The following is a 20407-nucleotide window of genomic DNA, read 5'->3' on the forward strand; positions in this document are numbered from 1 at the left end:
TAAGTGAAAAGAAGTAGTTTAATCGGTGTCCACTTTTTAAATTTATATATTTAACTTAAATATAGTAATCCTAAATTAATTGTGAGAATTTGATTTCGCCCTGCCCTATCTCCTACCTACTTTATTTTTCATAATGATAACGTGCCTGTAAAAAATCAAGACGATTTTGTGTGACACGATAAACCAATCTATGCTCTAAATCAATTCTACGAGACCATGTATCCGAATCTAAAAATTTAAGTGGCTCTGGTTTTCCAATACCTTCTAACGGTGATTTCATAATAGCTTCAATTAAATCAAGAATTTTATTAGCTTTTGTTTTATCAGTACGATACCACCATGCTAAATCTTCTCGAAAACGGGGATGAAATACTGGAAACAGTGATTTTACTTCAAGAGACTGATTTTTAGTGGTTTTTTCTTGTTGTTTTTCTGTTTTCTTCTTTTTATCTTTCAATCCCCAACTCCTCACATAAATCATCTACGGTATAAGGAGAAGGAGGTTGTTGTTTATCCCATTTTTTAGAGTCTTCTAAGGCTTCTAATAATCTTTGGGCGTTGGAGGGCGATCTCAATAAATAAATAGTTTCCAAGAGACTTGATAAATCATCAGCACTGATAAGAGCAATATCTTTATGCCCACGACGTTTAATAACGGCTATAGTGCTATCATTTTCTACCTCATTAAGTAGATGAGCTAAATTTTCTCGTGCTTGAGTATAACTGGTTTCTATGGAGAACATTTTTAATCAACCTGTCCAGTAAACCTGTACATTAATTTATATTTATAGCTTATCACAAATCTTCAAAATTTTGTCCTGAAAATTTGTCACAAGAACACGTTCGTTATTCTTATAATTAATATCAATATTTTAAAATTAGGAATATGACTGAATTTTTAGATATTCATGATGATTTTGTTGAGATTGTAACGGAAATTGATGATGTTATCACAATCTTAGAAGATTCTGACTTTGAACTGTTTGAGTATTATGGAGAGAATGACCATGATGAAGAAGAAACTCCAGAAGATGTAATGGAAAACGTGTCGAGTGAACTTAATAAGGCTTTGATGAAGTTAGAACAAGTACAACAAATGATTTTTAAGCTCTCTGATTTGCGTTCAGATGAAGAAAAGAAAAAAAGTCATTAATAATAATTTTAATATAATAACAACCGTTAGGACACTCGTCAACAGTGAAACCCTTTCATATTTCATATTAGCTATTTTCCTTCTGCCTTCTGCCCTTTCCCTTCTGCCTTTTATTATATGCGTACTAATTCGATTCAATTACCACTAATTCCTATCATCAATGAATTAATCAAAAATAATCCTAAGACTATCTCATTGGGGCAAGGAGTCGTTTTTTATCCTCCCCCGATTGAAGCCTTTAATCAGATAAATAGTTTTTCTCAAAATCCCCAAAATAATTTATATCAATCAGTACAAGGAATTCCACTTTTATTAGCAGAAATAAAGCATAAATTAGCGGTAGATAATAATATTTTAGTTGATGATAAATCCTCAATTTTTGTTACCGCAGGTTCTAATATGGCTTTCATGAATGCAATTTTAGCTATCACTAATCCTGAAGACGAAATAATTATTTTATCTCCCTATTATTTTAATCATGAAATGGCGATTAGATTAGCAAATTGTACACCCATAATTGTAGAAACAGATGAACAATATCAACCAGATATTAATAAAATTGTTAACGCAATTACCTCAAAAACTAAAGCTATTGTGACTATTTCTCCTAATAATCCCACAGGAGTTGTTTATTCTAAAAATGATTTATTAACTATTAATAACATTTGTCGAGAAAAAGGTATTTATCATATCAGTGACGAGGCTTATGAATATTTTACTTATAACGATGTTAAACATTATTCTCCTGCCTCTTTTCCTAATAGTAATAATCATACAATTTCCTTATTTAGCTTATCGAAAGCCTATGGTTTTGCCAGTTGGCGGATAGGTTATATGATAATTCCTAAACATTTAGAAATGGGTGTTAAAAAAGTTCAAGATACTATATTAATTTGTCCTCCAGTTATTTCTCAATATGGGGCATTAGGAGCTTTAAAAACAGGTATTAGTTATTGTCAAAAATACTTATTAGAAATTAATAAAGTTAGAGAAATAATGTTGAATTCATTACGGCAAATTAGCGATATTTGTCAAGTTAGTAATTCAGATGGAGCGTTTTATTTCTTTTTGAAAATTAATACTGATGAGAACTCTTTTGATTTAACAAAAAAACTGATAGAAAATTATCAAGTAGCCGTGATACCGGGTACAACTTTTGGCATCGAAAATGATTGTTGTTTAAGGGTGGCTTATGGTTCATTAAACTATGAAACTGCATTCATAGGAATTAATCGATTAGTTGAAGGTTTATCAAAACTTACTTTTAGAGATTCGTATAAGAATGTATAATTAAGAATTTACAATAAAAAAATTATAATTTTCAAAACTTAACAGAAAATAATGATGCCAGTGTTAATATTGATATAGTAAAAAAATTTTATTAGTTAATCTTTTTTAAAGACTATACCAAGTCGATCGACCTTTACCATAACGATAAATTTTTTCTTGTTTTACCAATTCATTTAATCTAGCTTTAATGGTGCTACGACTAGCTTTAGTATATTTCTCAATATCTCCCGTAGTGATTCTACCATGCTCCTTAGCTAACTCTAAAATCTGCACTGATAACTCAGGTAAAGATGTTTGAAAAATCAATTCTCTTTCTAATTTTATCGCTAATTTATCTTTTTGTTTTTTGAGAGATCTTAGGAAAAATAATAACCATGTAAGATAGTCTGGATTATCAGTTTTAATACTTTGTTGACTGCGTCTTAAAGCTAAATAATAACTGTCTTTATTCTCCTCAATAACGCTTTCTAAAGAACTATAAGGAACATAAATATAGCCACTTTTTAATAATAATAATGTGGTTAAAATTCTCGAAATTCTCCCATTTCCATCTTGGAAAGGATGTATAGCTAAAAAATTAACAATAAAAATGCCGATAATTAACAAAGGATGCAATCGTTTTTCTTCTATTTCCTGCCGTAACCAAAAAACCAAATTTTCCATTTTTAAAGGAGTTTCAAAAGCAGAAGCGGTGGCAAAAATAACCCCTAAACTTTTCCCTTCTTCGTTAAAGGCTTCTATGTGATTTTCAATAGTTTTATAATTTCCCCGATGTCTTTCATCTTTAGGGCTATATTTAAGCAAAATGGCATGAAGCTGTTTAATATAATTTTCCGTAATAGGAATTGTCTCCCAACTTTGAAAGAGAATATCCATCACTTCTGCATATCCTGCCACTTCCTGCTCATCTCTGGTGGTGAAGGAATGTTTATCTAAATTACTCAACAAGGTTTCAATTTGCCGATCTGTCATCTTAACTCCTTCAATTCGAGTAGATGAACCAATACTTTCGATCGTTGCAACCTTTTTCAATGTAGCTAACTTTTCAGGGGCAAGGGTTTTTAAACTACGCCATGAGCCTTTAAACTCATCAATTTCAGCGATTAGAGTTAGGATTTCTGGGGTGATGACAATTTGGTTAATATTCATACCATAGCCAATTATTAAGCTAATAATAACCAATTATAGCCAATTATGACCTATTAAAGTTTAAGGAATTTTAAAGAGTAAAATTTCAGATAATGCACCCATGCAAAAGTTAGGTAAAAATTTCTATTCGGTAATCCGTACTAAATATGTACTTATTCAAAAGATAAATTTCTAATGTAAACGTTAGTATGGTTTTAGTTATTTTGATCAATTAATTAAAAAATATTAAGAATTTAATATTTAAGTGTTATGGTAAATTTGCAAACTCAATTCTCTAAATTTCACGATACTATCAAAATTGATTTTGATGAAAGCCAATATTTACGAGATAAAAGAGATTTAATTGTTAATAATTTAAGAGATGGCTTAAAAAAATTATTTGTTGAACAAAGTTTTCAACCACCAATATTTCATTATTTCAATCAGGGTAGTTACGATTTAGCAACAGGAGTAGAACCCCCAACAGGACAAGATTACGATATTGATGTCGGTATAGTATTTCATTTTTCCAGAAATCACTATCAGCCAGTTCAGGTAAAAGAATGGGTTTATCATGCTTTAAGTGGTTGGAATAGAACTGTTGAAATAAAAAGACCTTGTGTAAGAGTTCAATATCATCAAAATGGTGAAAAATGGTTTCATGTTGATTTAGCTATTTATTCTTCAGATCAAGATAATTTTGGGCGTGAAATAAATTACATTGCTAAAGGCTATTCTAATTCTTCTGAAGATTACAAATTTTGGGAAGTATCTGAACCTTTTAAACTCAAAGACCTTTTAAAATCAAAATTTCCCGATCAATTAGATAGAGATCAATTTCGGAGAATTATAAGATATTTAAAAAGATGGAAAGATTATAATTTTTCTTCAACGATAGCGGGAAAACCTACAGGAATAGCTTTAACAGCTTGTTGTTATAATCTTTTTGAGCCTAAAAAAAATTATGAGTATCAATCTTATCCTTATCAATACAAATACAATGATTTGGAAGCATTAAAAAATGTTGTCAATGGAATAATTAGTATGTTTAATTGGCAAAATCAAATTATTGTACAACTTCCTGTTCAACCCTATAATGATCTGTTTGAAAAAATGACTGATGATCAAATGGGATTAATGAAAAATAAATTAATTACCTTACGAGATACTTTAATTACTGTATCAAACGAATATTATGCTCTTAATGCTTGTAAAGCATTACAAAAAGTTTTTGGTCAAGATTTTCCACTTTATTAAATTATGAAAAGAAAAAATATTCCAGAATGGGTCAAATTGCAACTTTGGGTAAAATCAGCAGGGCGTTGTCAGTTTAAGGGATGTAATAAACCTGTTTGGTACAATGGATTAACTTTGAGTGAAGGTAAGTTTTGTGAAGTTGCACATATTATAGGTTCGAGCAAAAATGGACCAAGAGGAACTGAGGAATCAGAAGAATTACAAACAGATTTTTCTAATTTAATGCTTTTGTGTAAATCATGCCATAACGAAATAGACGATCATCCTGAAAAATATCCAATTGATTTATTACGCCAATGGAAACGAGAACATGAAGAGAGGATAGAAATACAAACAAGTATTTCAGAAGAAATTAGCAAATCGACAGTATTACAACTTGCCGTTAATATTGGTGAGCGTTTTGTCCCAATTAACATTGAAGCAGTCAAAAAAGCTATGTTTCCGAAATTTCCTACTGATTTCAAAGGAATAAAAATAGAGGAACAAAGTTTTGATAGATATGCTACACCTCAAGAATGGCAGACGTTTGCTGAAACAAAAATTAAACGTAAAATTCAATGGTGTTTAAATGAAGGTATTGATGATCTCAAAATTAAGCATCTTTCTATATTTGGAATCTCACCAATGCCTTTTTTGATGTATTTAGGGAACTGTATTGGTGATACGATACCAGCAGATATTTACCAATCTCATCGAAATATTGATGATACCAATAAAACTTGGTGTTGGCAAGAAGATCAAAATTCTGACATTTCTTATTATATTTCTAATGAAAAAAAAGGAGTAAATGACAAAGTGTTATTAAAGTTAGCTATTAGTGATTATATTGAGATTGATAAATATAAAAGTTTAATTTCAGATGATTGTAGCATTTATCAAATAACTATTTCAGAACCTTCACCACATTTCTTGAAATCCAAAAAACAACTAGAAATTTTTAGTTATGAATATCGTAAATTACTTAATAAAATTCAAGCTGAACATGGAAAACAATGCAAAATTTATATTCTTCCAGCAGTTCCTGTTTCAATAGCAATAGAATGTGGAAGAGTTATTTTGCCAACAAAAGATCCAGAAATATATATTTGTGAATATTACCCCTATAAAAACGGATTTAAAAAAGTATTGCAAATAAACTAATAGATTAAGTTAAATCTTCTAACGGTACTTTGAAAAATTTTTAATCAAAAACTGCTTGAAATTCCCTTAGACTAAGACATTTACCATCATAAAAATAACTGAAACCTTCGTTATAAAAGAAAAAGCTATTAATCGATCTAAAGTCTTTGATTAATTAATAAAGGTTTCACACTAATATTCTGATATTTTTTGTTTAAGTACCGCTAATAAAAATAAAATTACGGACAACGTTGTTCGTAGAAATAATGACAATCACCTTTATATACTTTAACCATCTCAAAAAATCATTATTATTAGCTAGACTATATTGCATATCAATAAACAATAAAGAGTAACAAAAGTGTCCAAAATTATAGCTTTTTTTAATCAAGCTGGAGGGGTAGCCAAAACCACCATAACTCAGAATTTAGGCTATCATCTAGCCCGAAATCATCATCGAGTTTTGTTAGTAGATTTAGATCCTCAAGCATCCTTAACTAGCTTTATGGGATTAGAACCTGCCGATATTGATATAACCGTTTATAACCTCTTGATGAATGATGACTTAGAAAAAGAGGACATCAAAAAAAGTGTTCATCTCAATTTACATTCAATGGACTTGTTACCTGCTAATATCTTATTAGCCAATGCCGAACAAGAATTAATTTTTGCCGAACTAAGAGAATTAAGACTCAAACAAGTATTAGAATTAATCGCCGAAGATTATGATTTTATTTTGATTGATTGTCCGCCCTCTTTAGGTATTTTGAGCCATATTAGTTTAGTGGCGGCGGATTATATTTTAGTGCCAATTCAATGTCAATTTAAAGCCCTCAAGGGTACTGATTCATTATTAAAAACGGTGGCAAGGATTCGCAAACGATTAAATCCTCGACTCAAGATAGTAGGTTTTTTGCCCACAATGTATCAAGTAAGCAATTCATTAGATAATCGTACTTTAGATGCCATCCAAGAACAATTAAGGGCGATCGCTCCTGTATTTCCCCCCATGATTCGAGCCACAGCCATAGCCGAAGCCTCAGAAATGGGGAAACCTTTAGCATTATGTCCTAATAAACATAAAAATACCTTAGAATTGTTTGATTTATTAGCAACGGAAATGGAGAAATTATAATGCCCACTAAACGAAACATTCCCTCACCCGAAAGAAATAAATTAAAAAATATTAGTTTATTTACTGATGAAGAAAAATTAAATCAATCTTCCATAGCCATTGAGAAAATCAAATTACCATCATCTCAACCTCGTCGTTATTTTTGCTCTCAATCTATGGAAACTTTAATCGCTTCCGTCAAAAAAGATGGTATCCTTCAACCCTTGTTAGTAAGACCTTTTAATGATGAATATGAATTAGTAGCCGGAGAAAGACGTTATCGTGCCGCTCAAACAATCGGACTGTCAGAAGTCCCTGTAGTGGTTAGGGAAATGTCAGATCTTGAAGCAACTCAATACGCTTTAACGGAAAATTTACAAAGGGAAGATTTAAACCCCGTTGAAGAAACCGAAGCAATCTTGAATCTTTTAGCCCTTAATTTAGATAAAAATATTCCAGAGGTTATTTCCTTACTTAATCAAATTTCTAACGCCAAAAGAGGACTTACGAACAACGTTGTCCGTAAAACTGATATTGACATGATTGAGGATATATTTAAAACGTTAGGAAGGTTGAGTTTAGAATCATTTAGGACTCATCGATTACCGTTACTGAATTTATCTACTGATATTTTAGATAGTCTGCGACAGGGAGAAATAGCCTATACAAAAGCGATCGCTCTAGCTAAGGTTAAAAATGAACAACAACGAAAAGAATTATTATCCGAGGCAATCTCAAAAAACTTATCATTGAGTGAAATTAAAGAAAAAATCAAACAATTACAACCTCAAAAAGAAAATAATCTAGCTAGAGAGAAAATCAACAAAATAATCAAAAATCTGAATAAAAGTAAAATGTGGGAAAAAGAACCCAAGAAATGGCAAAGACTAGAAAAATTGTTGGACAAAATAGAATTACTTTTGGATGAATAATAATATCAAGTTTTGGTGATCACTTATAAAAGAGAATCAGTATTTTTTTTCTATGTCAGCATCCACAATCCATTTTTTTTGTTTTGTAGGGTCTTGCTAATGTATAAATCTTAGCAATTGACATTTAACCCTCTAGCTGTGATACCTCCTAATTACTCAGAACGCACCTTTGGGTAGAGTAAATTACTCTAACCACCAATTATCAACAATATTTTGAGTTTGTTCTAACTCCGTAGTAATTTGAGCCGCATATTCAGCTCCCACTTTAGCGGAATGACCAATCAAAGCACCAAAAGAATCAGCCAAATAACCTTTACCAATTAGCCGTAAATGTTTTTCCGCTATATGTCTTAAAGCATGGGGATTAGTCCATTTAGCCTCCCCAAATAAAGCAAAAGTAGCCTTAGCTATTGCTCTCCTCACTACAATCCAAGTAGTAGTAACGTCCAAAGGTTTACCAAAAGCCTCCGTAACGTGCTTACCAAACATCATAAAAATAAAATTATGGTTTTGTAAATTAGCACCAACAATGGAAAAAGCATCCAGACGACGATTTGCCGCCTTTAACAAACGTTCTTGCTCCTTTATATACTCAGAAGTCGTTTTTTTTGTTTGAGGAGGTATTTCACCTTGTTTAGCCTTCTTAATACGCTCTTCTAACCGTTCTGTTTTTAAAGGAGAATATCCCCAGAACTTCTGCCATTGCGCTATATTTTCCACCGCCTCACGAAGAATCGGACACCAATGGAAAATCCAATGATCCAAATCCGCCGTGGTAATCTTCGGTAAACGATAGTGACGAGGCTCACCAGTATAATCTAACTTATGCTTTTCTAAATATACCTCATAATATCCATTACCTTCGGCATCCACCTTGCGAATTAAACTTTCCCCATAAACTAAATAGCGTATTTCTTCCTGTCTAACAGGAGTATAGACTAATAATTTGACCAACAAATGAGTTTGCACATCCCTTGCCACCGCAGAAATATCACGCCCGTATGAAAAAGTTCTCTCCCCAGTAGTTCTATTTTTCTGACTTCGACGAGGAGCACAACTAGCATAAAGATAATCTACTACTTGACGAGCTTGATCATGAGTCAACTCTTTATTAGCCCATTTTTGAGGTTCTAACTGCTTTTTCTCTCGTTGATATTCCTCATAATACTCATTGCGTAAATTTTTCAGTTCTACCAACTCCTCAATATCCGACCAATTTCTTCTTTGAGTACGATGATAATTTTTAAATTTACACACTGCTATAGCAGTTTTTGCCATATTTACCCCTGTCGAATGAGTTACACCCCGATGATCGATCGCCCAATAAACAAACTCATCTAATAAATCAAGATCCAATATTAAATCTAAGTGGAGATTTTTAGTAGGATGATACTGCTGACAATAACCCCAAAAATATAAAATATCTTCTTTTTCCCTTTTATAAGTAGAAACATCAATACATTCTAATTTTGGTTTACGAGAGGAAGGAAAACTATAATTTTTAGGAGTATTTGTTACATACAAATCACCCAAAGGTAAACCCCTCAAACAATTAAAATCATCCTTTCCCATTGGATGTTTTGAATTCAAATTATCAGGAGGTAAACCTTCAACACGAAATCGACGATAATCTTCCAACTGTGCTAGTGAATAAGCTGGTAACTCGTCTAACTTTAGACTAATTCTTACCTGCTTACCCTTTTTTTGCGTTGGTTGGGGAGGTAACTTTGGCTGAAGTGGTGTCACCTTCACAGAATTTTCCAACGATAAACCTAACCACCAAGGTTGCTGATTTAACCAGTCTAAAAACTTCTTTAACGTACAACGATAATTGTTCCCCGTACGAGATTTTACCTTACCCTCCTTAACTTTAATATCTAATACTAGGTCAAAAATTGTCATTGCATCTTTTAGTACTAATACTGATTGAGTAGAAATATATTGATCTACCTGTTCGACAGTCATCGTACTATAACTTTGATTAATCTGTGGTATGAGATATTGACGTAAAACTATATTGAGAAATTTATCAGTATTGACACCAGAGGATTCATATTGAGGTGAAGTACGCCATTTTTGTATTGCTTGGTTTAAACTAAGATTTTTCATATCTATGCAAAGAAATATATTTATACTTATTATACCTAATTTAAAATATAATCCAACGGTTAAAATGCTCTTGGCATTATTTTTAAAAAAAGCTATAATCAATATATAAAAAGACTTTTAAGTTTTTAAACTGGGTATTATTTAATACCTAAAACGAATGAAATCATACGAAGAGAATAACAAAAAAATATTGCAGAACAAGACTAATTTGAGTTCAAGTTTCTCAGTTTTTTTTTTTAGTAAAGTTACAACAATTGGTTTTGGTTTCTCAGAAATGATTAACAAGTTGTATTGCTCATCCGCAAATTAATTTACGCAATTATATTAAGGTAGCTATAAATATATGAATCAAATTTATACTTTGGCACAAGTAAATCATTTATCTAAACAGGCTTCAGATTCTCCTTTTACTTCGGTGCAATTTTCTAAATATCTAAGTACAGCTTTACGTCATTATGTTTTGCCGACGGTTTTGAAGGTGGAAGATGTTATTGCGGCATCGGATTTTGAGAAAATTTCTGGTCAAGTAAGCATAATAGATTTAAAGGACATGGTATCGATTTTCGATCGTTGTTCTCAATCCGACATCTCTGCCAACAAAATTAGTCAAGGTACTATCAATAACTATAAGTCGGCTTTAGGTAGATTTAATAGCTGGGTGATGAAGCAAATTTGGTGGCAAGAGTTATGTACTGATGAAATCTCATCGGTAGCACCTTATCGTCCTCAAGTACCAGATAAACCAACGTCTGAAAAATTTGATAGTTATGGGTTGCAAACTATCCCCCCCGAATTACAAAAAGAACTAGATAGTTATGGAGAGTTTCGTCTTAGTGGTGGCAAAAATTTACGGAGTCATCGCCGTCGTGAACAAAGATTAAAGGGGGGAACAATAACTACTCCTAAAATGGAGAAAATTAAGGAAAATACTTTGAAGAAGGAAATTCAAGCTGTTTCTCGTTTTATGGGCTGGTATCAAACAGCTTACCCTGACAAATCATTGGATTTAAGTCTCTTGGCAAACCCTGATTTATTAGAAGAATATACCTATTGGATGGTAACAACTCGTAATGTAAGTTATTCTACAGGTGTAAATATGGTGGGTACTGGAATAACTGTGGCTAAATGGTCAAATTATAATACTTGTCAGCGCAGAGATTGGTCTGATGTTCCTTTAATTGCCCAATTGCAAGATTTACAGGGATATTATAAAGAAATATACGAGAAGGAAAAAAAGGTTCAACAACGACAAAAATGGAATCAAAAGGAGTTAAGTCATGAAGAAGCGAGGCAGGTGGTGTTGTATTTATATAGTTTATGCGCTCCTAACTATGGCAGACACGATTGTGTGAGTGGAGAATTTTTATCTCACGGGCAAAGACAGTTATCGGCAGTAGCACGGGAATGGCAAAGATATTTAATTGTCAAAATCTTAGTTTATTGCCCTGTACGTCAAGAAGAAATTAGAGCTTTGGATTTAGGCAAAACTTTATTTCGTCGTCTGGATGAGAATAATAATCCTTATTATGAGGTGAAAATTACGGAACATAAACGGGAAAAGCTCGGAATCGTGCGCAATTATCGTTTACCAGCAATTTTGACGGCGGATTTGGATGTCTGGTTCGAGAAGTGGCGTTCGATGATTTTTTCCGCCATTGAGTCAGAAGAAAGTTGGTCTGAGTTTTGGGGATGGAAGATGCAAAAGGTGAAGGCATTAGAGGAGAGAATAGCCAACGCACGACAGGGTATTATTAGCCCAAAAGTAACGGTTTCTATTCCTGAATATATAGAGCGGGAAGAGAAAAGATTAAAAGTTGTTCTCCAACGACTTCATCTACGGGAGAAAACTCTGGCAAATCTAAAAGCTCATAATTACACTTTTTTTCTGATGACTAATCCAGAAAGTTTTGGTAAACCTCATTATGTTAAAAGTATTTGGGTAATGGTAACAGAAGCCATCTCGTTGGCTACAGTAGCCTTATTTGGAGAACCACGATGGACGAATCCTCACGCTTTACGGCATATTGCGGAAAAACATATTCGTTTATCAGGAAAAGGAGATATAGCAGAATCTTTTGGTACTTTAATCGGGCATTCTAAGGAAATGGGAGATCAATATGCGGCTCAAATTACTACTAGCTATGATTTGAGTCAAAATATTGTTGATAATTGGTGGCTTGAGTCTGAGTAAGTTTAACTCAAGGTCGAAAGAAGTCCCACGCTGAATTTTTCCGCAAAAAAAGTCCCATAAAATCAGCGTGTGGATGAATTTTGAACAAAAGAAGGAGTGATCAGTTCGCCACTTGAAATTATTACAAGTAACAGTAATTCTCTCTGTCCGATGATAGTTCGTCAGTTGGCTACGGAGTTATCCAGTAAAATGGGAACTAAAGTGACTCCTGCCAAGGTAAACATGGAGTTCGATCGACCAACGTGCATTAAGGCATCGTCTTTTATTCCCTTTTTTGAACAAGTAGAAAAAACCAGAGACTTATGCTTACAAGGAGTTTGTGTTTATTTAACAGACGGTTATGGAGATTCTCCTAGAGATAAACCTAGTTTACCAGTTTTATGGGTAGTTGTGCAGGGGGGATTAGATTCGGATATTTTTGTATCGAACAGAGATTCAGATATTTTTTTCGTTTTGTTAAGACATTTTTTTTTGTTATTGACATTTTTCATTGCAGTAGTTATATTAATAGTATGGATTTAAAAACTTTAGAAAACAACCATGAGCAATGGTTAATTGATGATTTTGTGGAGGTAGCCAATCGCTTATTACCTCTTTATCTTCCTGATATTAAGGGTAATAATAAAGTCAAAGAATTTTTAAATAGTCGTCTAGTTAGGAGTTATACGACGAGTGGTTTAATTGATGAGCCTATTCGTCAACATCGCTATGCTTTTTATACCTATCGTCATCTTTTACAGTTATTATTAGTCAAACGTTTACTAAGTGATGGTATCGGTGCGGCGGCGATTGGCGATTTATTAACTTCAAAAACTAATGAGGAGTTAAAAGGTTTATTAATTGGAGGTATTCAGATTCATATTACTACGGCTCATCCTTCTTTAACCCAAATAAGTCAAGATTTTGGTAGTAATTTTAAAAACCCAACTAATCAAAATAAGAGCATTAATGCAACAACCACAACTAACCAAGATTCTAACAGTAATTCCGCTTTAGATTTTCTCGCCGATTTAAAGGGAAAAAGAAGTCAATCATCTTCAACTCTCACAGGAGAAATAAAACGAGATAATTTTAAGTTATCTAATCAGAACAAAAATACCATGTCTGCGTTAAACGATAACAACGATGGGGATATGTCTGCGTTGAATGAGGATGAGGATATGTCTGGGTTTGCTCAGGAATCGTCTGAAAATATAAATGGCTTTAAAAGTTCGTCTGTTTTTCCTATGGCTAATCAGCAGGAAAGTTGGACTCGTTTAAGGATTTTAGATGGTTTGGAGTTACATATCCGTGATGATTTCGTTTATCCCAATAGTATCAAGGAGCGAGAGTCTTTAATACAACTTTTAAGCAATATTTTCAGTAAGCGGTGTTAAAAAAGTCTTTTGACTCCCGACAATAAAACCTAAGTAAATTTTTTATTCATGAGACAATTATGAGCAATGTTAAGCCTCAAGTACAATTTATCTGTTTAAGAGATGCTATTTCTTCTGATAGCGTTACTAATCTCGATGTGATTGTCAGAATCACTATACCCGAAATCAAAACTAATCGACAACGCCAGACTCTTAATTTAGGGTTGGTTATCGATCGATCTGGTTCAATGGGAGGTGATAAAATCAAGTATGCTCGTCAGGCGGCTATCTATGCCGTGCAACAATTATCGGAAAGCGATCGCCTAAGTATAACTATTTATGATGATGAAGTAGCGGTGATTATTCCTTCTCAACTGGCAACTCAGAAACAAGATATTATTAATCGCATCAATAGCATCACTCCTCGCAATATGACGGCTTTATATGACGGTTGGTTAGAGGGGGCTACCCAAGTGAGTAAGTATCTACAGCCTGAACATTTAAACCGTGTTATTTTGTTATCCGATGGTTTGGCGAATGTGGGAGAAACGAATCCTGATGTGATAGGCAATGCCGTTAACGGGTTGAGTAAACGGGGTGTTAGCACTACGACAATGGGCATCGGTGATGATTTCAATGAGGATTTGATGCAGGGAATCGCTCTTTCTGGGGATGGTAATTATTACTTTATCCAAAATCCAGATCAGTTACCAAGTATCTTCAATGCTGAGTTACAGGGGATTATGGCAACCATTGGGCAGAAGGTGAGTTTAGGAATAAAAACCTTTGCTGGAGTGGAATTGGTGGATGTGTTTAATGATTTGGAAAAAACGGAGTTTGGGCGTTATAAACTACCTAATCTTATCGCAGGGAATCAATTTGATCTGGTATTGCGGTTAAAAATTCCTCCTATGATGGAATCAGCACCCCTCGTTAAATTCCGATTAGCTTATGATGACAATGAAACCCAGTCGAGAAAGGTATCTCATCATCAATTACAGTTACCTGTGGTTAACTCCGCCCAGTTGAATAGTTATCCTTTTAATGAGGAGGTAAAAGCGAAAGTAGCTCAGTTAATGGCTTCAAGGGCAAAAGAGGAGGCGGTAAGAAACCTTGACAGAGGGGATATACAGGGTACAAGAGAGCGTTTACAGGAGGCTAAGGAAGAAATGATGGCTTCTGGAGTAGCGTTTGATGTCATAGCACCTCAAATGGCGGAAATGGATGATTTATTGGTGGATTTAGAAAAAGGTGAAAATAAATCCATGCGGAAAAAAGCCCAATATCAAAATTACAATACACGCCGTAATCGTCAATAGATAATTTGAGAGTAGTAAGCCCTTCGGGGCTTCATCAATAAATAAATGTTAAGGACATAGTGCATAAATCCTCACAATGAATAGGATCAATAAGTAATAGCAAAATAATCAACAAATTAAACTATAAAATTACCACTATTAGAGTAACAACAATCATGGCACAGAAAAAAGCACCAAAACCCCCTACCCCAAGCAAAGAAGCATCTCTGGAAACCAGCTCCCCTGAAAGATTACGAGAATTAGCTCATCAAGATCTAAAATTAGCCCGTGTGGTAGCTAAAAATATTATTGCCCCCCCTGATTTACTAGCGGAGTTAGCCCATAGTCAAGATCAATCAACCCGTAAAGCAGTTGTCAGTAATCCTAACACTCCTAAAGAGACTCTATTAGAGTTAGGTTCTCAATTCCCCGAAGAATTACTAGATAATCCTATCTTTGACTTACTATTGCTAGAAAATCCCAACTTATTAGCTGATATGCCCACCAGTACGCTAAAAAGCATGGTGAAACGGGAAACTGTGCCAAGAGCATTTTTAGATTGGGCGGTAAATCATGGTGATGATGAGGTGTTAATAGCTTTATTACGGAATCCTCAACTATCCAAGGAACATTTAACCAAATTAACAGAACATAAAAACACCCAGATTGTGGAGGAAGCAAAATTCCACGTTAATTGGGATAAAGAAATAGAAAACCCAGAAGAATTTATCCGTCAAGCCTTGAGAAAGAATGATTTAACTATTCCTCAAGGAAAAGAGAAGATTATTAGCAACTTATTTACAGAAATGATTTCTCCTCAATGGGTTTATGATTTCTTAGTTTCCACTAATGGAGATGTTTGTAATCAAGTAGCATCTAATTCAAATACTCCCGTAAGTTTATTAGAAAAATTGGCGACTGATTCTGATCGTTGGATTCGCAGTTATGTAGCCAAAAATCCTAATACTCCCGTAACTTCATTAGAAAACTTAGCTATTGATTCTGATAGTAATGTTCGCTATCGAGTGGTATCAAATCCTAATATAACAAAGCAAATTAAGGAAAAAGTCTTGTTATTTAATGAATATTATACAACACATAAATTTCCAACTGATATTTTAAAACAATTAGCTGTTGATTCTAGGACAAGTGTTCGCAGTTATGTAGCGTCAAATCAAAATACTCCTGTAGTTTTATTGGAAAAATTGGCGACTGATTCTGATAGTGGTGTTTGCCGTGATGTAGCAGAAAATCCCAATACCCCTGTAGTTATATTAGAAAAATTAGCGACTGATTCTGATAGTGGTGTTCGCTATGAAGTAGCAGGAAATCCTAATACCCCTGTAATTATATTAGAAAAATTAGCGACTGATTCTGATAGTGGTGTTCGCTATGAAGTAGCAGAAAATCCCAATACCCCTGTAGTTATATTAGAAAAATTGGCATCTGATAGTGATGTTTGCATTAATGTAGCGTCAAATCCCAATACTCCCATCACTTTATTAGAAAAATTGGCGACTGATTCTGATCGTTGGATTCGCAGTTATGTAGCAAAAAATCCCAATACTCCTGTTAGTATATTAGAAAAATTAGCCACTGATTCTGATAGTGATGTTCGCATTAATGTAGCAAAAAATCCTAATACCCCTGTTAATTTAAAGATTGAGATGTTTAACAGTTTAGCTAAAGGGACAACACCAAATTTAGGACGTTTAGCCGTATTTCTTAGCCCTTATGCAGAAACGTCTCACCTAGCTAAAAACTTTCGTTCTACTTCTTGGTTGGAACGTTGGGCGATCGCTCAAAATCCTAACACCCCCGATAATACTCTTAGTTATCTAGTCCAAGATGGTAACAGATTAGTCAGGAGTGCCGCCGAATTAAACATCAAACAGAGACAGGAGCAGAAATAATGAAATATCCTCAAGGATGGAAAAAATTTTGTAACTGGAGGAAAAAAAACCCTGATATTTCTCTTCCTTCTCACCTCAATCTTTCTGAACTTAATCGCTTTGCTGCCCGTTTTCGTCTTGCTCAGTCTTATGAAGGAATGATACTAACAGATTACCCTGAATCAACAGTTAATGCTTATAGTAGTCTTTTTGGGGTGTTTTTAGCTTATTCGGCTTTGGAACAACTTTATAAAGCAGTAGGTAAGCCCGGTGATAGCATCATTACTGAATGGGGAATTATAGATAAAGAGAATGCAGATAAATTAAGACGATCGAGCCAAATCTTAACATTTCTCCATGATAAAGTCAGTAACAATCAATTAAGAAAAAGAATTGATGAATTTAGAGTAGGTAATGATGACAATATTTTAGTAATTGCACAGGCTTTAAGACACTTAATTGCTCATGGAATAATGACAATTTATGTGAAAAATGTTTTTGCTAAAACCAGTATTAATTTCTGTAATTTAGTTAAAAAAATTGTGTTAGATAAAACTCAAAATTGTTTTACTGAATATATTAAGAATAGCATTGCTTAACATTGATTATGAGTAAAACACTATTTTTAGAGGAGAAAATTTAACAAAATTATATAGCAAAGATTGATACATACATCAAATTAATAACGAAAGAAAAATAATTTATAAAAACTATGAAAAATGATAAAACAACTATTTTTGATATAGTAAAATACATTAATAATCCTGATAAAAATGGTGGTTTTTGGCTACCAAATATTCAAAGGCAATTTGTTTGGTCAGAAGAACAAATATACGCACTTTTTGACTCTATAATGCGAGGTTATCCTATTAGTAATTTTTTAATTTGGGAAACAAAATCGGAGATTCAGTGCCGTAAATTTATTGAAAATTATGAAGAAAATGTGAATTCCTCTCATGTTTATATACCTAAGAATAATAAGCTGAAAAATCTTATTTTGGATGGTCAACAAAGATTACAAAGTATTTTTATCGCATTAAAAGGAAGTTATGGAAATGTAAATAAAGAATTATATTTTGATGTTTTAAGTGGAATATTAGTTAAGGCAGAAGAAATAAAATATAAGTTTAAATTTGTAGATAATAGAACAGCTAAATTACCTTGGATAAAAATTAAAGATATTTTATTTGATGAAGATCATATTGGGAAAATATCTAAGAAGATAAAAAAACAATTTGACCAAGAATTAACTGAAAAAGAAGAAGATATTATAGACGATAACATTTCTATTTTAATACAAAATTTTAAAATTAATCAAATAATTAGCTATCAAGTAATAGATGAACCAGTTAAAGAAGAGGAAGTAGTAGAAATTTTTATCAGGGCAAATTCAGGGGGAACAAAATTAGGTAAATCAGACTTATTATTTTCACTTTTAACCACAACTTGGGAGGAAGCAGAAGTCGAGATTGAAGACTTATTAGATGAATTAAATAAAACAGGTTATGAATTTACAAGAGATTTTATTTTAAAAACTTGCTTAACCTTATTAGATAAGGGTGCTAGATATGAGGTTAATAAATTTAGAAATGAAGAAGTTAGACAAGACATCATCAAAAATTGGGATAAAATTACTGATGCCATTAAGAAAGTAAAAGACTTTTTATCTACTCAAACTTTTCTTCGTAGCGATAAAGCTCTTCCTTCTTATTTAACTTTAATTCCTCTCATTTATTTTATTTATCATTATCCAAACGAATGGAAAAAATCTACAGATAAAAAAGATATAAAAAACTATTTATTTAGAACATTAATATCTGGTGCTTTTAGTGGAAATCCTGATAATTTGATTGATAAATGTATAGAAACTATCAACCAAAAACAAACATTTGATGTCACGGAAATTTTCCAAACAATTCGGAATAATGGTCGAAACTTAGAGATTAGTCAAGAAAGTATTTTGAGTGAAAATTATACCTCTAAATCAATTCATTTACTCTTTAATATCTGGTATCCTCAAGCAGATTATACATCTTCTTTTTCAGGAAATGCTCTACAAATAGATCATATATTTCCTCAATCTTCATTAAAAAAAGAAACAATTGTAAATCCAGAAACAGGAAGACAAGTGATGAAATATCAAAAAGAGCAAAGAAATCAAATTGCTAATTGTATGTTATTGACGAGAGAAGAAAACCTAGAAAAAACAGATAAACCCCTAAAACAATGGTTAAAACATAAACGTAGTGAATTTAATAATGATGAAAAGAAGTTAGAAAAATATTTAAAACGTCATTTAATCCCGACAAATGAGGAGTTATGGGAAATGGATAAGTTTGAAGAATTTATAGAAGCAAGAAAAGCACTAATTTTAGAAGAGTTTAAGTTTTTGCTATCTACTTAAAAATTAATTATATGTAATTACAAAACTCTATTTTATTTAATAAATTTATGACAATTAAGCCAATTTTATCTCAATTAGATGACTATTTGCAATTAACTTATCAACATAATTTAAAACAGGTAATATTATTTGGTTCAGAAGCCAGAGGAGATGCAAAATCAGAATCAGATATTGATGTTTTAGTAGTCTTAGAAAAACCTTTTAATTATTATCAAGAGGTACATAAAATAGGAGAATTTATTAGTAATCTCTGTTTAGAATACGATCGATTAGTTAGCTGTTGTTTTACTACGGAAGAACAATTTAAAAATGAGGATAATGCTTTTTATCGAAATATCAAAAAAGAGGGTATTAAACTATGAATAATACTCAACAAAAATTCTTAGAAAAAGCAAGAAAAAGTTTGGAAGTAGCGAAACAAATTAATGATAATTACCCTGAATTTGCTGTTTCTAGGGCTTATTATACCATGTTTTATATTGCTTCCGCTTTTTTAGAAAGTGAAAATCTTACTTACGGAAAACACTCTGCGATTATATCTGGATTTGGACAGCATTTTGCTAAAACTAATAAAGTTCCTAAAATATATCATCGTTGGTTAATTGAGGCGGAGAAAATGAGAAAAGGAGGAGACTATAATTTAGATATTAATATTAGTTATGAAGATGCTAATACTATTATTAGTCAAGCAGAAGAAATGCTGAATTTTGCTAATCAAAACTTATAAAATAAGCGCTGTAAAACTCCTATACTTAATATTAATTAATAACCGATAAACTTGTTCACTATTCACTAACAAATATCAATGACACCTGCTAATCTCCAAGAATATTTAAACAAACTGGTTAAAAACCAATTACAAATTAGTACCATGATTTGGGGTGCGCCCGGTATAGGTAAATCCAGCATAGTTGCCCAAGTCGCCCAAGAAAATAATCTCGATTTTATCGATTTACGACTATCTCAACTTGCACCCACAGATTTAAGAGGTTTACCCGTAGCAGTGGCAGGAAGAACAAAAAAACGGCGTTGCTGAATTAAAGTATGATTTTTAGATAAGGTGATGCCGAAGGCACGCTACGCGCACGTATCTTTATTACTCTCTTAAATTATCACAGAGGCGTGCTGTGTACCAGAGCCGACGAGCGATCGCTCGTAACTTGTG

The 20407-nt window shown here is 32.8% G+C and carries 20 protein-coding genes; 16 read left to right on the top strand and 4 right to left on the bottom strand.

Annotation, left to right across the window (positions count from 1 at the left end):
• Positions 1-121: 121 nt before the first annotated feature.
• Complete coding sequence (locus ACEW8E_RS04840) at positions 122-457, bottom strand: Txe/YoeB family addiction module toxin (protein WP_373479211.1); 336 nt, start codon at positions 455-457, stop codon at positions 122-124.
• Complete coding sequence (locus tag ACEW8E_RS04845; RefSeq protein WP_373479212.1) at positions 447-743, bottom strand: type II toxin-antitoxin system Phd/YefM family antitoxin; 297 nt, start codon at positions 741-743, stop codon at positions 447-449. The genes ACEW8E_RS04840 and ACEW8E_RS04845 overlap by 11 nt, the downstream gene beginning before the upstream one ends.
• A 143-nt stretch (positions 744-886) precedes the next feature.
• Between ACEW8E_RS04845 and ACEW8E_RS04850 the strand changes: the two genes are divergently transcribed.
• Both ACEW8E_RS04850 and ACEW8E_RS04855 read left to right on the top strand, forming a co-directional pair.
• The gene (locus ACEW8E_RS04850) at positions 887-1153 is read left to right on the top strand and encodes a hypothetical protein (RefSeq protein WP_373479213.1); all 267 of its coding nucleotides are present in this window, start codon (positions 887-889) and stop codon (positions 1151-1153) included.
• Positions 1154-1270: 117 nt separating this feature from the next.
• Positions 1271-2443, top strand: a complete 1173-nt coding sequence (locus ACEW8E_RS04855; protein WP_373479214.1) for a pyridoxal phosphate-dependent aminotransferase — start codon at positions 1271-1273, stop codon at positions 2441-2443.
• A gap of 105 nt (positions 2444-2548) precedes the next feature.
• Here ACEW8E_RS04855 and ACEW8E_RS04860 read toward each other — a convergent pair whose 3' ends face one another.
• Positions 2549-3592: a Fic family protein gene (locus tag ACEW8E_RS04860; RefSeq protein ID WP_373479215.1), complete on the bottom strand. Its 1044-nt coding sequence runs from the start codon at positions 3590-3592 to the stop codon at positions 2549-2551.
• Between the two features lie 249 nt (positions 3593-3841).
• On the opposite strand from ACEW8E_RS04860, the gene ACEW8E_RS04865 reads away from it, so the two are divergent.
• From ACEW8E_RS04865 to ACEW8E_RS04880, 4 genes are all read left to right on the top strand, one after another.
• The gene (locus tag ACEW8E_RS04865; protein ID WP_373479216.1) at positions 3842-4828 is read left to right on the top strand and encodes a nucleotidyltransferase; all 987 of its coding nucleotides are present in this window, start codon (positions 3842-3844) and stop codon (positions 4826-4828) included.
• 3 nt (positions 4829-4831) lie between these two features.
• Positions 4832-5968 carry an SAVED domain-containing protein gene (locus tag ACEW8E_RS04870; protein WP_373479217.1) on the top strand — a complete coding sequence of 379 codons (1137 nt, stop codon included), beginning with the start codon at positions 4832-4834 and terminating at the stop codon, positions 5966-5968.
• 340 nt (positions 5969-6308) lie between these two features.
• Positions 6309-7082 (top strand): ParA family protein, encoded by a 774-nt coding sequence (locus ACEW8E_RS04875; protein WP_373479218.1) that lies wholly within the window; start codon positions 6309-6311, stop codon positions 7080-7082.
• Positions 7082-7993, top strand: a complete 912-nt coding sequence (locus ACEW8E_RS04880; RefSeq protein ID WP_373479219.1) for a ParB/RepB/Spo0J family partition protein — start codon at positions 7082-7084, stop codon at positions 7991-7993. The genes ACEW8E_RS04875 and ACEW8E_RS04880 overlap by 1 nt, the downstream gene beginning before the upstream one ends.
• Before the next feature lie 183 nt (positions 7994-8176).
• Here ACEW8E_RS04880 and ACEW8E_RS04885 read toward each other — a convergent pair whose 3' ends face one another.
• Complete coding sequence (locus tag ACEW8E_RS04885; protein WP_373479220.1) at positions 8177-10102, bottom strand: hypothetical protein; 1926 nt, start codon at positions 10100-10102, stop codon at positions 8177-8179.
• A gap of 343 nt (positions 10103-10445) precedes the next feature.
• On the opposite strand from ACEW8E_RS04885, the gene ACEW8E_RS04890 reads away from it, so the two are divergent.
• The 10 genes from ACEW8E_RS04890 to ACEW8E_RS04935 all read left to right on the top strand — a co-directional run bounded on the left by ACEW8E_RS04890 (position 10446) and on the right by ACEW8E_RS04935 (position 20278).
• On the top strand, positions 10446-12293 hold the full coding sequence (locus tag ACEW8E_RS04890; RefSeq protein WP_373479221.1) for a hypothetical protein: 1848 nt from the start codon (positions 10446-10448) through the stop codon (positions 12291-12293).
• A gap of 150 nt (positions 12294-12443) precedes the next feature.
• The gene (locus tag ACEW8E_RS04895) at positions 12444-12815 is read left to right on the top strand and encodes a hypothetical protein (RefSeq protein ID WP_373479222.1); all 372 of its coding nucleotides are present in this window, start codon (positions 12444-12446) and stop codon (positions 12813-12815) included.
• The gene (locus ACEW8E_RS04900; protein WP_373479223.1) at positions 12806-13669 is read left to right on the top strand and encodes a MerR family transcriptional regulator; all 864 of its coding nucleotides are present in this window, start codon (positions 12806-12808) and stop codon (positions 13667-13669) included. Before ACEW8E_RS04895 ends, ACEW8E_RS04900 begins: the two co-directional genes overlap by 10 nt.
• A 59-nt stretch (positions 13670-13728) precedes the next feature.
• The gene (locus ACEW8E_RS04905) at positions 13729-14967 is read left to right on the top strand and encodes a VWA domain-containing protein (RefSeq protein WP_373479224.1); all 1239 of its coding nucleotides are present in this window, start codon (positions 13729-13731) and stop codon (positions 14965-14967) included.
• Between the two features lie 155 nt (positions 14968-15122).
• Positions 15123-16859 carry a hypothetical protein gene (locus ACEW8E_RS04910; protein ID WP_373479225.1) on the top strand — a complete coding sequence of 579 codons (1737 nt, stop codon included), beginning with the start codon at positions 15123-15125 and terminating at the stop codon, positions 16857-16859.
• Entirely contained in the window at positions 16859-17437 is a 579-nt protein-coding gene (locus ACEW8E_RS04915; protein ID WP_373479226.1) for a hypothetical protein, read from the top strand. Before ACEW8E_RS04910 ends, ACEW8E_RS04915 begins: the two co-directional genes overlap by 1 nt.
• A gap of 113 nt (positions 17438-17550) precedes the next feature.
• Positions 17551-19242: a DUF262 domain-containing protein gene (locus ACEW8E_RS04920; protein WP_373479227.1), complete on the top strand. Its 1692-nt coding sequence runs from the start codon at positions 17551-17553 to the stop codon at positions 19240-19242.
• 47 nt (positions 19243-19289) lie between these two features.
• Positions 19290-19604, top strand: coding sequence for a nucleotidyltransferase domain-containing protein (locus ACEW8E_RS04925; RefSeq protein ID WP_373479228.1), 315 nt, complete (start codon positions 19290-19292; stop codon positions 19602-19604).
• Entirely contained in the window at positions 19601-19969 is a 369-nt protein-coding gene (locus ACEW8E_RS04930; protein ID WP_373479229.1) for a HEPN domain-containing protein, read from the top strand. The genes ACEW8E_RS04925 and ACEW8E_RS04930 overlap by 4 nt, the downstream gene beginning before the upstream one ends.
• Positions 19970-20047: 78 nt before the next feature.
• Entirely contained in the window at positions 20048-20278 is a 231-nt protein-coding gene (locus ACEW8E_RS04935; protein ID WP_373479230.1) for a DUF815 domain-containing protein, read from the top strand.
• Positions 20279-20407 lie beyond the last annotated feature (129 nt).

This window comes from Geminocystis sp. (assembly GCF_041753295.1).
Classification (GTDB): domain Bacteria; phylum Cyanobacteriota; class Cyanobacteriia; order Cyanobacteriales; family Cyanobacteriaceae; genus Geminocystis.